This is a genomic window from Rhizobium sp. RCC_161_2, assembly GCF_041355235.1.
GTDB lineage: Bacteria > Pseudomonadota > Alphaproteobacteria > Rhizobiales > Rhizobiaceae > Rhizobium.
Genome location: NZ_JBFUPL010000005.1, coordinates 121,540 through 134,800, shown reverse-complemented (window position 1 = coordinate 134,800; position 13,261 = coordinate 121,540). Strand labels below are relative to the sequence as shown.

Genomic DNA, 13,261 nt, shown 5'->3' with positions numbered 1-13,261 from the left:
GCATGTCGCTCAGCATCATCTTTATGGGAACGCCCGAATTTTCCGTGCCGACGTTGCGGTCGCTGATCGATGCCGGCCACAGGATCCGCGCCGTCTACACGCAGCCGCCGCGTCCCGGCGGGCGGCGTGGGCTCGATCTGCAGAAGTCGCCGGTGCATCAGGCGGCGGAGCTGTTGGGCCTGCCGGTGTTCACGCCGGTCAACTTCAAGGATCCGGACGAGCGCCAACGTTTTCGCGAACTCGATGCCGATGTGGCCGTGGTTGTCGCCTACGGTCTGCTGCTGCCCGAGGCGATCCTCACCGGCCCGCGGCTCGGATGCTACAATGGCCATGCTTCGTTGCTGCCGCGCTGGCGGGGTGCTGCACCCATCCAGCGGGCGATCATGGCCGGCGACAAGAAGACCGGCATGATGGTGATGAAAATGGATAAGGGCCTCGATACCGGCCCGGTCGCCCTGACCCGCGAAGTCGAGATCGGCAGCACCATGACTGCCGGCGAGCTGCACGGCAAGCTCATGCTGACCGGCGCCAAGGCGATGGCCGAGGCGATGAATAAGCTGGAATATAATGAGCTGCCGCTGACCGAGCAGCGCGCCGAGGGCGTCCTCTACGCTGCCAAGATCGACAAGGGCGAGACCCGCATCGATTTCAGCAAGCCGGCCGCCGATGTTCACAATCATATTCGCGGCCTGTCGCCCTTTCCCGGCGCCTGGTTCGAAATGGAAATCGCCGGCAAGCCGGAGCGTGTGAAGGTGCTTGGGTCTGAACTCGGCGAGGGCGAGGGTGCTGTTGGCAAAGTGCTGAGCGACAATCTGGTGATTGCCTGCGGCTCTGGTTCCGTCAGGCTGACGAAATTGCAGAAGGCCGGCGGCAAGCCGTTGGCCGCAGCCGACTTCCTGCGCGGCACGCCGATTGCGGCCGGCGCGATTCTGACGACGGGATCTGTCTGATGCCGCGTTACCGCATGACTGTCGAATATGACGGTATTCCCTATGTCGGCTGGCAGCGTCAGGACAACGGTCCTTCCGTGCAGGGCGCGATCGAGCGCGCCATCCTGTCGTTGACGGGGGAGAAGGTTTCCATTCGCGGCGCGGGACGCACCGATTCCGGCGTGCATGCCGTGGGTCAGGTTACCCATGCGGATCTTTCCAGGGAATGGAAGCCGCATACGCTGCGCAATGCGCTCAACGCCCATCTGCGCCTTGCCGGCGACCGTGTCGCAATTCTCGATGTCACGGAGGTTGATGCCAGCTTCGACGCCCGCTTCTCGGCGATCCGCCGGCACTATCTCTATCGTATCATCGTCCGCCGCGCGCCGCTGGCGCTGGAGGCCGGGCGTGCCTGGTGGGTGCCGAAGGATATGGATCACGAGGTCATGCACGCGGCGGCGCAGACGCTGGTCGGCCTGCACGATTTCACGACATTCCGCTCGGTGCATTGCCAGGCCAACAGTCCGGTACGCACGCTCGACCGGCTGGACGTGACGCGGAGTGGCGAGCTGATCGAGATCCGCGCCACCGCGCAGAGCTTCCTGCACAACCAGATCCGTTCCTTTGCCGGCACGCTGAAGCTTGCGGGCGAGGGCAAGTGGACGCCGGACGACGTCCGTGCCGCATTGGAGGCGCGCGACCGCAAGGCCTGCGGCCCTGTCGCGCCGCCGGACGGGCTCTATTTCATGCAGGTGGATTATCGCGATGATGCCGGTTCTGCGCCGCCGATCATTGACGACGAATCCGACGATTCGTGAAGTACCCATCCAGGTCTGGGTGGAGTGATACATTATGTCGCGCGCATACTTGTCACGGCACAATCGATGGCTTATAGCCCTGCCCGGGAGGATCGACAGCCGAATAATATGAGGTTTGCGATGCCCAATAATTCCAAGAGCATCAACACGCGCGCCGAGCGCTCTCCCACCATTGAGATGAGCCGGCGGCAACTTCTTGGATCCGCAGCCGCCAGCGCCGCTGCTTTCAGCCTTCCCGCAGTGCCCAGCTGGGCCGCGCCTGCCGAGAGGGCAGTGGATGTTCTCCTTGTCGGCGGCGGCATTATGAGCGCGACGCTCGGTGTTCTCCTGACCGAGCTGGAGCCGTCCTGGACGATCGAAATGATCGAGCGGCTCGATGATGTCGCGCTGGAGAGCTCCAACGGCTGGAACAATGCCGGGACCGGCCATTCGGCTCTCGCCGAGCTCAACTACACGCCCCAGGACGAGAACGGTGTCGTCCATATCAGCAAGGCGGTCGAGATCAACGAATCCTTCCAGATTTCGCGCCAGTTCTTTGCCCATCAGGTGGATGTGGGTGTTCTGAAAAACCCTCGCTCCTTCATCAATTCGACACCCCATATGAGCTTTGTCTGGGGCGACAAGAATACCGACTTCCTGGAAAAGCGTCATCAGGCGCTGAAGGCGAGCCCGCTCTTTTCCGGCATGAAGTTCTCGCGCGATCACGATGAGATCGCGAAATGGGTTCCGCTCATGATGGAAGGCCGCGATCGCTCGCAGAACATCGCGGCGACATGGTGCCCGCTCGGAACCGACGTGAATTTCGGCGAGATCACCCGGCAATATGTCGCGCATCTCAAGAGCCAGTCGACCTTCAAGCTGCACGCCTCTTCGGAAGTGAAGGAGATTACGCGCAACGAGGATGGCACCTGGCGCGTCACCTATGCTGATACCAAGGACGGCTCCAGCAAGGGCGCGATCAACGCCAAGTTCCTGTTCCTCGGCGCCGGTGGCGCAGCACTACCATTGCTCCAGATGTCGGGCATTCCCGAAGGCGACGATTATGCCGGCTTCCCGGTCGGCGGTTCGTTCCTCATCTGCGACAATCCCGATGTCGTGAGCCAGCACCTGGCAAAGGCCTATGGCCAGGCGTCAACCGGTGCGCCGCCCATGTCCGTGCCGCATCTCGACACGCGCATGCTGGACGGAAAGCGAGTGGTTCTGTTCGGACCCTTCGCCACCTTCTCCACCAAGTTCCTGAAGGAAGGATCCTTCCTTGACCTGCCGGCCTCGGTGACGCTCGACAATATCTGGCCTATGATCCGGGTAGCCCTGGATGAGTTCAGCCTCGTCGAATATCTGGCAGGCCAGCTGATGCTGTCCGACGAGGATCGTCTGGCGGCGCTGCGCGAATATTTCCCGAAGGCCGAAGCGAAAGATTGGCGTCTGTGGCAGGCCGGTCAGCGTGTTCAGATCATCAAGCGCGACGAGGAAAAAGGTGGCGTCCTCAAGCTCGGGACCGAAATCGTTGCATCGAAGGACGGCAGCATCGCCGCGCTGCTCGGCGCTTCGCCCGGTGCCTCCACCGCGCCGCCCATCATGCTTGATCTGCTCAAGAAGGTGTTCGCCGAGCGGCTCGCGACGGCCGAATGGCAAGAAAAGATCCACAATATTGTTCCGAGCTATGGCGTGAAGCTGAACGAGACTCCTGAGGTGCTTGCTAAGGAATGGGCCGCGACGGCCGATCGGCTGCAACTGGCTATCGCTTCGCCGGCCATCGATCCGTCCGTGCTCGCAAAGCCCGATGGGACGAGTGCTCCGAACGGTGCAGTCAAGCATGTTCCGGATATGGCACTCTGATTGTGCTCCGGCACGATCGGCTCTGAGATGTCTGTGAAATTAGGTCGCGACGCCGTAGCGCTTCGAAAGAGCGCTACGGCTTTTTATTTGTTGTATCGCTTGACGGACCGCTTTTGTCGTTGTGGCGCATCTCTCCATTCCCATGGGAATAATGCGCGGTCCTATGCCGGGAGCAGACATCTAGCCCGGCGGATAGATGCCGAGGAAGCGCTGCAGAAAATCAGTCAGCAGCATGGTCGGGATCAGCAGCACCAGCGTCAAGGTGCCGATGAAAAGCGGATGGGTACCGCAGATCATCCTCAGCATGCGGGCAAGCGAAAAGACGATCGCCATCATCAGCCCCAGCCACAGGATAGCCACCAGCCCGCCCGAGCCGGGGATGAAGGCAAGTAGCGCGATCAAGAGGGCATTGAGATAGGACGTCGGCAGGCCGAGCCAGTTGACGACGACGACGACAGGCGCGAATTTGTCGCCGAAGCGGAAGATCATCAGCAGCACGCCGGCGAGCACCAGCGGCGTCAGCCAGCTGGCCGCCTCGACCAGCGCCAGACGCAGGAAGAAGGCCATGCCGGTCGAGGTTTCCGGCGGCATGGCGCTAAGATAGGCCTGCTGCCACCACAGCCAGGAAATGCCGATCGACGGCAGGCTCCAGAGGATCGCCCAGAAGGAGCGCAGCATACCACGGTCCGATATGTCGAGATATTGGAAGCCTCGCGTGTCCATGCGCAGCAGAAGCCACAGGCCCGCCAGATAATATTGGACTTCCTTAAAGCTCGGCATTCGCAAACCAGCGCTGGATGAAGGTCTCGTAGATCTCGGTCAGGGTTTCGAGATCTGCGACAGCCACCCGTTCGTCGACCATGTGCATGGTCTGGCCGACAAGACCGAATTCCACCACCGGGCAATAGTCCTTGATAAAGCGGGCATCCGAGGTGCCCCCGGTGGTCGAAAGCTTCGGCGTGCGGCCGGTGACGTTTTCGACTGCGGAGGAGAGCGAGGCGATCAGCGCATTGTTGCGCGTCAGGAAGACTTGGCTCGGACGGTCGGACCAGATGATGTCATATTTAGTCGGCTCACGACCGGGACGGAGCGCCTGATCGGCCGCAGCGGCATCGAGGCGGGCGAGAATCTCCGCCCTCAGGGTCTCGACGGTCCAGGTGTCGTTGAAGCGGATATTGAAGGCAGCGGTCGCCTTGGCGGGGATGACGTTGGTGGCGGCATTGCCGACATCGATCGTCGTCACTTCGAGGTTCGACGGCTGGAAATTGTCGGTGCCGGCGTCGAAAGGCGGGTCGAGCAGCGCCTCGGTCAATTTGATGATGCTGCGCACCGGATTGTCGGCGAGATGCGGATAGGCCGCGTGACCCTGCACGCCATGAACGGTGATGAAGCCGGAGATCGAGCCGCGCCGACCGATCTTGATCATGTCGCCGAGCTGATCGGGATTGGTCGGCTCTCCGACGAGCGAGGCATCCCATTGCTCGCCGCGCTCGGCTGCCCATTGCAGCAGCTTGACCGTACCGTTGATAGCAGGGCCTTCCTCGTCGCCGGTGATGAGGAAGGAGATGGAGCCGGCCGGCAGTCCATGCTTTTCGATATGGCGTGCGATGGCGGCCGCAAAGCAGGCGATGCCGCCCTTCATGTCGACCGCGCCGCGGCCGAAGAGCTCGCCACCGGCGATGTCGGCGGCAAAGGGCGGATGGCTCCAGGAAGCGGCGTCGCCGACGGGAACGACGTCCGTATGCCCGGCGAACATCAGATGCGGCCCCTCGGTGCCGAGACGGGCATAGAGGTTCTCGATATCGGGCGTGCCTGCCTCGCTGGCCGTCATGCGCTCCACCTTGAAGCCAAGCGGCAGCAGCATGTCGGCGAGCGCGGTGAGCGCGCCGCCTTCGGCCGGCGTCACGGAGGCGCAGCGGATCAGGGTTTGCAGATTGGCGACGGGATCGGTGGCGGTCATCGGAGGCTACTTATCCGGGGAGAGATGGCAAGGCGATGGCGAAGCTATGGCAACTGATGGGCCATTATTGTCTGAAATTTCCGCCGCGGTTCCAGCCTATCATGCGGGGGCCGTCACACGGCCGGCGAGCGGGAGCGCTTCCCCAGGAGGTGCGCTCCCGAAGTCGTATCAATCGCGCAGCAGCTCGTTGATGCCGGTCTTGGAGCGGGTCTTTTCATCGACGCGCTTGACGATGACGGCACAATAGAGGCTCGGAGCCGGCTGGCCGTTTGCCATGGTGTTGCCGTTCGGCAGAGCGCCGGCAACGACGACTGAGTAGGGCGGCACTTCGCCATAGGTGATCTCGCCGGTGGCGCGATCGACGATCTTGGTCGACTTGCCGATGAAGACGCCCATGCCGAGCACCGAGCCTTCACGGATGATGCAGCCTTCGACCACTTCCGAGCGCGCACCGATGAAGCAATTGTCCTCGATGATCGTCGGGCCTGCCTGCATCGGCTCCAGCACGCCGCCGATGCCGACGCCGCCGGAAAGATGCACATGCTTGCCGATCTGCGCGCAGGAGCCGACCGTCGCCCAGGTGTCGACCATGGTGCCCTCGCCGACATAGGCGCCGAGATTGACGAAGGACGGCATCAGGATGGCGTTCGGAGCGATATAGGCAGAGCGGCGGACGACGGCGTTCGGCACGGCGCGGAAGCCTGCCTCGCGGAAGCGGTTCTCGCCCCAGCCCTCGAACTTCGACGGCACCTTGTCCCACCAGGTCGAGCCACCAGGGCCGCCATCGACGATCTCCATGTCGTTCAGGCGGAAGGAGAGCAGCACGGCTTTCTTGAGCCACTGGTTGACGGTCCAGTTGCCGTCGGAACCGCGCTCGGCCACGCGCACCTTGCCGCTGTCGAGCAGGTTCAGCGCCGTTTCCACGGCGTCGCGAACTTCGCCGCGTGTCGAGACGTTCACATTGTCGCGATTTTCAAAGGCCGCCTCGATGGCGTTTTCGAGAGAGGCGAGATCGGTGGCGCTCATGAGAATTCCTTAAACTTCAATGGCTATCGTTGCGATCGGAAGAGTGTCCGGAGATGCGGTCGATTGGTCCTACAGCATGGGCCCGAAAAATGGAATGATTTTTCGGTGCGGATTGAGCTTGGATTGAAGGCGTTAGAGGGGCATATGCGATACTCGGCCGCTCGCGCTGCGGTGTATGGCGGCCCTTGAAGGATCGATCGAAAGGCATTGGAAATGAGCAAGGCGAAGAATGGCAGGCTGAGGCGCAAGGATGGTGTATGGGATCCCTTGAAGACGAGCTCGGCCGACAAGCAGCGGGCTGAATCCGTTCCGAAGACGCCACAATCGATGTCGCCTTCCTATCGTCTGGCCTATGCCGACGAGGATTTTCTCTGCCGTGAGGAGCTGCGGCCGATCCGGCTGCAACTCGAACTCCTGAAGACCGAGATGTCTCTCACCGAGCGCGGCATCAAGTCGACAGTGGTGATGTTCGGCGGCGCGCGCATACCAGCGCCGGGCACCAGCGCCTGGGCGGCGCGCAACGACGTGCAGCGGGCCAATCTCGAAGCGGCTTCCGTCTATTACGAGGAAGCGCGCAAATTCGCGCGGCTGTGCTCACGCTATTCGGCGAGCTTTGATTTCCATGAGTATGTCGTGGTCACCGGCGGTGGCCCCGGTGTCATGGAAGCCGGCAATCGCGGTGCATCGGAGGAAGGCGCTCCCTCGATCGGCCTCAACATCGTGCTGCCGCACGAGCAGGCGCCGAATGTCTATGTGACGCCGGAGCTCAGCTTCAATTTCCATTATTTCGCGATCCGCAAGATGCATTTCATGGTGCGCGCCAAGGCGATCGCGGTGTTTCCGGGCGGGTTCGGCACGCTGGACGAACTGTTCGAATGCCTGACGCTGATCCAGACCGGCCGGATGGAGCGCCTGCCGCTCATCCTGTTCGGCGAAAAATTCTGGCGCGACATCATCAACTTCGATGCGCTCGCCGAATTCGGCACCATCGCGCCCGACGACGTCAAGCTGATCAGTTTCGTCGATACGGCTGAGGACGCATGGAAGATTGTCTCGGATTTCTACGAGCACGACAACGGACACTGACAAGAAAAACCCGCCGAAAGGCGGGTTTTTCAGTTCAATGGTCAATCATACCCGATCGGACATTCAGAGCAGCGGGCGGTCCGGCATGTCGTCCAGCGAGATCACGCCGTCATGGTTGCGGTCCATGCGGTCGAAGAACTTGTTGGCGGCGTCTTCAGCTTCCTGCTTGCTGATCTGACCGTTTTCATCCTTGTCGATGCGGTGGAACAGCATCATGCCACGCATCAATCCGGCTTCATGCATGAAGCGACCGTGATGTCCGTGATGGCGTGGGCCGTTATCGCCCTTGTTGTCGTCGTTTTGAGCCTGGTCGCCCTTGGCCTGATCGTTCTGGGCCTGGTTGTTGGCCTGATCGTCATCGCCCTTGGCGTGCGCGGCCTTCCATTCCTTGATGCGCTCCTGACGATAGGCGCGCACTTCACCGGGGGTGATCTGGCCATCGTGGTTGGTGTCGATCTGATCGAATATCTTGTCGACGCCGGCCTTGACTTCATCTTTGGTGATCTTCGTGTCGCCAGGCTGGCCGAACTGCTTCAGCATGCGAACATAGGCGATTTCCGGCGAAAAGCGCGGACCGTCTCGACCATCCCGGCCATCTCTGCCGTCGTGGCCGCGTTGCGCGGCAAAGCTGCCCTGCGCGGCAGCGCCGACCAGAAGTGCTGCGGAAAGGCCCGCCAGAAGAAGTTTTTTCCCGTTCATCGTTTTTCCTTTCGTGTCGAGGACTGGTCAAACGATACGGCTGGCGGTCAGAAACGACCAATTAAACATCTGTAAGGCGGATGAAACTTTCGTAACCCGATCCTAATGAATCCTTAAACCAAAGTTTTGAGGAAGGCCGTGAGGTCGTCGGTCACATAGTCGATATGCTCGTCCTCGCCGGTGGTCTTTTCCCACCATTCGACGATGGTGCCCTCAAGGTTCTGCGGCACGAGCAGCACAGTCTTCATGCCGAGTGCCTTCGGTACGGTGAGATTGCGCGGAAGATCCTCGAACATGACGGCACGCTTCGTATCCACCCGGTTGAGGCTCATGAACTTGTCATAGGTGCTGCCGGCCGGTTTCGGCACGTAGTCGGCGGCGACGATGTCGAAAATATCGTCGAAGTGATCGAGGATGCCCAGCGCACCGGCGGTTGCCTGCGCATGGCTGACACTGCCGTTGGTGAAAATGAACTTGCGTCCCGGCAGCGCCTTGATGGCGGCAGCCAGCTCCGGCTGCGGCATCAGCGCCGAATAGTCGATCGCATGCGCCTTCTCCAGGAAGTCGTTGGGGTCGATGCGATGATGGATCATCAGCCCCTGCAATGTCGTGCCGTGTTCGAGATAATATTGCTTCTGCAGCTTGCGCGCCTCGTCCCGCTCCATCTGCAGGAGCGTTGAGACATAGGCCGTCATGTTCTTGTCGATCTGCGCGAACAGGTCGACATGATGCGGATAGAGCGTATTGTCGAGATCGAACACCCAGTCACGGATATCGGAAAAATCGGCGGGCGTGGGCTGTGTTTTTGTCTGGGTCATGGCGGCGTTATGGCATGCGGCATCGCCTGAGGAAAAGCAAAATATGCCGGCGGCCCATAGGACAAATGGTGCCGACATTGCCGGCAGTTACAATGCAGGCTATGGTCTTGACGGTTGAACTCCGGGGTTTTGCGCTAGTTTCCTGGTTGAGGAGGAGCCTGGAACTTCCTCGGATGCATGGGACGGAATCGGCCCGGTCGGGCTTTTGCAAAGGGGGATGCGATGAGTCAGGTGGAGAAGGCGGAGGAGTTCGCGCGGCTGCACAAGAAGGGTGATCCGTTGATCCTCTTCAACATATGGGACGCAGGTTCGGCCAAGGCGGTGACCGAAGCGGGCGCCAAGGCGCTGGCGACGGGAAGCTGGTCGGTCGCCGCGGCCAATGGCTTCGGTGACGGCGAGGCCGTACCGCTATCGCTACTCGCGGTTATCGCTCGCCTGATTTCGGTGACGAGCCCTCTGCCGCTTTCTGTCGATTTCGAGGGCGGCTACGCCGTGGAGCCCGATGCTGTCGCCACCAATGTCGAAAAGATCATGGATCACGGCGCCATCGGCATCAATTTCGAGGACCAGGTGATCGGTGGTCGCGGCGTTCACCCGATCGAGACGCAGGCGGCTCGCATCCGCGCTATCCGCGAGATGACCACCCGGCGGGAAATGCCCTTCTTCATCAATGCCCGCACCGATTTGTTCCTGCAGGAAAGCGACACCGCGCACCACCAGCTGCTGCTTGACGAGGCCTATCGCCGTGCCGACGCCTTTGCCGAGGCCGGCGCCAGCGGCTTTTTCGCGCCGGGCCTTGTCGATGCAGAGCTGATCGAAGCGCTCTGCGATCGCTCGCCCTTGCCAGTCAACATCATGGTGCGCCCCGCGACCCCCGACAATATCACCATGGCCGGCCTCGGCGTCAGTCGCATCAGCTACGGCCCCGCACCTTACCGCTCGGTGATGGGAATGCTGAAAAGCGAAGCCCAGGCGCTTTATCAGCAGGATTGATCAAGTTCGATGAACGCTCCCGCAAGCGTGCCTGCGCGAGCGCATAAAACTTCTTGTCAGGGAACGATCAGAGTGCCGGCACCGTGCTCGGTGAAGATCTCGAGCAGCACGGAATGGGCGGTCTTGCCGTTGAGAATGACGACGCCCTGGACGCCGGCCTTGATGGCGTCGATGCAGGTCTCGACCTTCGGGATCATGCCGCCGGAAATCGTGCCGTCGGCGATCAGCGCATGCGCCTGGGCGACGGAGAGTTCCTTGATCAGCTGGCCCTGCTTGTCGAGCACGCCCGGAACGTCGGTGAGGAAGAGCAGGCGGGTGGCGCTGAGCGCACCGGCGATCGCGCCGGCAAAGGTGTCGGCGTTGATGTTGTAGGTGGCGCCGTCGCGGCCTGGGGCGACTGGAGCGATCACGGGGATCATCTCAGACTTGGCGAGCAGGTCGAGCAGGGTGCGGTCGACTTCGACCACTTCGCCGACGAAGCCCAGATCGAGCACGCGCTCGATGTTGGAGTCCGGATCCTTGATGGTCTTGTGCGCCTTTTCGGCGAAGACCATGTTGCCGTCCTTGCCGCAGAGGCCGATCGCCCATTCGCCGGTCTGGTTGATCAGCGCGACGATTTCCTTGTTGATCGAGCCGGCGAGCACCATTTCGACGATCTCTACGGTCTTGGCGTCAGTGACGCGCAGCCCGCCTTCGAATTTCGATTCGATGCCCATCTTGGTCAGCATGGCGCCGATCTGCGGGCCGCCGCCATGGACGACGATCGGGTTGACGCCCGACTGCTTCAGGAGCGCGATATCGGCCGCGAACGCCTTGCCGAGCTCGGCATTGCCCATGGCGTGGCCACCGTATTTCACCACGATGGTCTTGTTTTCATAGCGCTGCATGTAGGGCAGGGCCTTGGCAAGCAGGCTGGCCTGAAGTTCGCTTTGGGCTTCGGACATGGGGCACCCCGTAAGATTGATCGCGGCCTTTTATCTCAAGTTTTTGACAGAGGGAATAATGATGACAAGATTAGTTTTTATTACGTCACATCATCTCTTCCGTGTCTCATCCTTTAGGCGAGCTTGTCGACCGGCATTTTTCCCTTAAAGATGCTTGAGATGGCCGCGACCGGGGGAGCAGATGGCGGGTGAGGAGATAGAGACGCTGATCAGCCGGGTGGCGATGCGTGACCAGAAAGCCTTTGTTGCGCTTTACAGGCAGACCAGTCCGAAACTCTATGCCGTCTGCTTACGTATCCTTCGCAACAAGACTGATGCCGAGGAGGTTTTGCAGGAGGTCTATGTGAAAATCTGGCAGCGGGCCGAGCGCTTTCTTGCCTCCGAAGGGCCGGCGATGCCGTGGCTGACGACGATTGCGCGCAATCAGTCGATCGATGCCATCCGCGCCCGAAAACCCGTAGCCGACGAAATAGACTCAGCCTATGATCTTGCCGACACCGAACCCGGTCCGGAGGAGCAGGCAATCGTGAAGGGAGAGGGAAGGCGCATTGACAGGTGCATGGAAGAGTTGGAAGCTGGTCGGGCTCAAGCTGTTCGTAGCGCCTATGTCGAGGGCCTGAGCTACCAGGAACTTGCCGAGCAATATTCGGTCCCTTTGAATACCATGCGTACCTGGCTGCGCCGAAGCCTGATCAGACTGAGAGAGTGCTTGGACCGATGAGTTCGTCCGATCAAAGCAAGGGAGGCCGCTCCCGCGATGAAGTCCTGGCCGGAGAATACGTGCTCGGCGTGCTGTCATTGGAAGATCGGCAGAAGGTAGAGCGGCGCATGCGCAGCGACCGTCAGTTCGCAGCGATCGTCAGCCGTTGGGAGCAGAATCTTTCAGGATTCAACGATGATTACGAGATGGTCGCGCCGCCGGCCTCGGTATTTCCCAAGGTCGAGAAACGTGTCTTCGGAGAAACCGCGTTCGGCGCCCATCTCTGGGGCTCGTTGCTGCTTTGGCGCTCGGTCGCCTTCGGTTCGCTGTTTCTCGCGATCGGCGTTCTGATGTTTACCGTCACCAACAACAGCTCGCAGCCATCCCCCGGCAAGCAGCTCAGCGCGTCTCTTGCCGGACAAAACAGCCCTATCAATTTGCTTGCGAATTATGACGCCACCAATGGCCTGCTGAGGGTAACGCCGGTTGCCGCCGGCCAGCCGCAGGAAAAGTCGCTGGAACTCTGGCTGATTCGCGGCAGTGATCCGGCCGAGGCACTCGGCATCTTGCCGCAGACAGGCGAGGGCGAGATTGTTTTGCCGTCGGAGCTTCACGGCAAGCTCACGGAAGGCGCGATCATCGCCGTGAGCGTCGAGCCCTTCGGCGGCTCGCCGACCGGCAAGCCCACGGGCAACGTCATCGCCTCCGGCACGATCCATCTGCCCTGAAACATCTTTCTTCCGAAAAAAGAACCACGGCTGAAACTCTTCTTCCAACGTCTCCGTATCTTGCTCTGACCCCGCAAGATCGGGGCAAAAGAGGAAGAGGATAGACCTATGATCAAGACCGTGATCCGCATCGCCGCAGTTGCCGTAACGCTCTCGGCCGCGACCGGCCTCGCCTACGCCAAGGACCCGATCGTCGGCGGTGCACCGATGTTCGCCACCAAGAACATCATTCAGAATGCAGTGAACTCGAAGGACCACACGACGCTGGTTGCCGCCGTCAAGGCTGCCGGCCTTGTCGATACGCTGGAGGGCAAAGGCCCGTTCACCGTCTTTGCCCCAACGAATGAAGCCTTTAAGAAGCTGCCGCCCGGCACCGTCGAGACGCTGCTGAAGCCGGAGAACAAGGCAACGCTGACGAAGATCCTGACCTGCCATGTGGTGGCCGGTGACGACATGGACGCTGCTATCAAGAAGATGGCGATGAGCAATGGCGGCGAATACGACCTGAAGACGGTCGGCGGCTGCGTGATCAAGGCCAAGGAGAAGGGCGGCAAGCTGACGCTGGTCGACGAGGCCGGCGGCACCGCTCATATCACCATCGCCGACGTCAAGCAGTCGAACGGCGTGATCCATGTGGTCGACAAGGTGTTGTTGCCGAAAATGTAACGAGCGTCGGCAGCAGGGCCGCCGTTCCCCGGGCGTTGGGGGCGGCGGCTTCATT

14 protein-coding genes are annotated in these 13,261 nt (G+C 61.1%); 8 read left to right on the top strand and 6 right to left on the bottom strand.

Annotated elements, in window-relative coordinates; all coding sequences use genetic code 11:
* Window positions 1-2: 2 nt before the first annotated feature.
* From fmt to mqo, 3 genes are all read left to right on the top strand, one after another.
* The gene (gene fmt / locus AB6803_RS15095) at window positions 3-950 is read left to right on the top strand and encodes a methionyl-tRNA formyltransferase (protein WP_371109642.1); all 948 of its coding nucleotides are present in this window, start codon (window positions 3-5) and stop codon (window positions 948-950) included.
* Window positions 950-1,747, top strand: coding sequence for a tRNA pseudouridine(38-40) synthase TruA (gene truA / locus AB6803_RS15090; RefSeq protein WP_371109641.1), 798 nt, complete (start codon window positions 950-952; stop codon window positions 1,745-1,747). The genes fmt and truA overlap by 1 nt, the downstream gene beginning before the upstream one ends.
* 120 nt (window positions 1,748-1,867) lie before the next feature.
* A complete protein-coding gene (gene mqo / locus AB6803_RS15085) occupies window positions 1,868-3,586 on the top strand; it encodes a malate dehydrogenase (quinone) (protein WP_371109640.1) in 1,719 nt (572 codons plus the stop codon).
* Between the two features lie 180 nt (window positions 3,587-3,766).
* On the opposite strand, the gene AB6803_RS15080 is transcribed toward mqo, so the two are convergent.
* The 3 genes from AB6803_RS15080 to dapD form a co-directional block, all read right to left on the bottom strand.
* Complete coding sequence (locus tag AB6803_RS15080; RefSeq protein ID WP_371109639.1) at window positions 3,767-4,366, bottom strand: hypothetical protein; 600 nt, start codon at window positions 4,364-4,366, stop codon at window positions 3,767-3,769.
* Complete coding sequence (gene dapE, locus AB6803_RS15075; protein ID WP_371109638.1) at window positions 4,353-5,546, bottom strand: succinyl-diaminopimelate desuccinylase; 1,194 nt, start codon at window positions 5,544-5,546, stop codon at window positions 4,353-4,355. Before dapE ends, AB6803_RS15080 begins: the two co-directional genes overlap by 14 nt.
* Before the next feature lie 168 nt (window positions 5,547-5,714).
* Window positions 5,715-6,572, bottom strand: coding sequence for a 2,3,4,5-tetrahydropyridine-2,6-dicarboxylate N-succinyltransferase (gene dapD / locus AB6803_RS15070; protein WP_371109637.1), 858 nt, complete (start codon window positions 6,570-6,572; stop codon window positions 5,715-5,717).
* 213 nt (window positions 6,573-6,785) lie between these two features.
* Here dapD and AB6803_RS15065 point away from each other — a divergent pair, with 213 nt between their 5' ends.
* On the top strand, window positions 6,786-7,658 hold the full coding sequence (locus tag AB6803_RS15065) for an LOG family protein (protein WP_371109636.1): 873 nt from the start codon (window positions 6,786-6,788) through the stop codon (window positions 7,656-7,658).
* Window positions 7,659-7,721: 63 nt separating this feature from the next.
* On the opposite strand, the gene AB6803_RS15060 is transcribed toward AB6803_RS15065, so the two are convergent.
* Complete coding sequence (locus tag AB6803_RS15060; RefSeq protein ID WP_371109635.1) at window positions 7,722-8,357, bottom strand: calcium-binding protein; 636 nt, start codon at window positions 8,355-8,357, stop codon at window positions 7,722-7,724.
* A gap of 113 nt (window positions 8,358-8,470) precedes the next feature.
* Window positions 8,471-9,175 carry a pyrimidine 5'-nucleotidase gene (locus AB6803_RS15055; protein ID WP_371109634.1) on the bottom strand — a complete coding sequence of 235 codons (705 nt, stop codon included), beginning with the start codon at window positions 9,173-9,175 and terminating at the stop codon, window positions 8,471-8,473.
* Window positions 9,176-9,397: 222 nt separating this feature from the next.
* Between AB6803_RS15055 and AB6803_RS15050 the strand changes: the two genes are divergently transcribed.
* The gene (locus AB6803_RS15050) at window positions 9,398-10,168 is read left to right on the top strand and encodes an isocitrate lyase/phosphoenolpyruvate mutase family protein (RefSeq protein WP_371109633.1); all 771 of its coding nucleotides are present in this window, start codon (window positions 9,398-9,400) and stop codon (window positions 10,166-10,168) included.
* A gap of 56 nt (window positions 10,169-10,224) precedes the next feature.
* On the opposite strand, the gene argB is transcribed toward AB6803_RS15050, so the two are convergent.
* The gene (gene argB, locus AB6803_RS15045) at window positions 10,225-11,112 is read right to left on the bottom strand and encodes an acetylglutamate kinase (protein ID WP_371109632.1); all 888 of its coding nucleotides are present in this window, start codon (window positions 11,110-11,112) and stop codon (window positions 10,225-10,227) included.
* A 181-nt stretch (window positions 11,113-11,293) separates the two neighbouring features.
* Here argB and AB6803_RS15040 point away from each other — a divergent pair, with 181 nt between their 5' ends.
* From AB6803_RS15040 to AB6803_RS15030, 3 genes are all read left to right on the top strand, one after another.
* Window positions 11,294-11,833 (top strand): sigma-70 family RNA polymerase sigma factor, encoded by a 540-nt coding sequence (locus tag AB6803_RS15040; RefSeq protein ID WP_371109631.1) that lies wholly within the window; start codon window positions 11,294-11,296, stop codon window positions 11,831-11,833.
* The gene (locus tag AB6803_RS15035) at window positions 11,830-12,540 is read left to right on the top strand and encodes an anti-sigma factor domain-containing protein (RefSeq protein WP_371109630.1); all 711 of its coding nucleotides are present in this window, start codon (window positions 11,830-11,832) and stop codon (window positions 12,538-12,540) included. Before AB6803_RS15040 ends, AB6803_RS15035 begins: the two co-directional genes overlap by 4 nt.
* A 108-nt stretch (window positions 12,541-12,648) precedes the next feature.
* Window positions 12,649-13,206 carry a fasciclin domain-containing protein gene (locus tag AB6803_RS15030; RefSeq protein WP_371109629.1) on the top strand — a complete coding sequence of 186 codons (558 nt, stop codon included), beginning with the start codon at window positions 12,649-12,651 and terminating at the stop codon, window positions 13,204-13,206.
* Window positions 13,207-13,261: the final 55 nt, after the last annotated feature.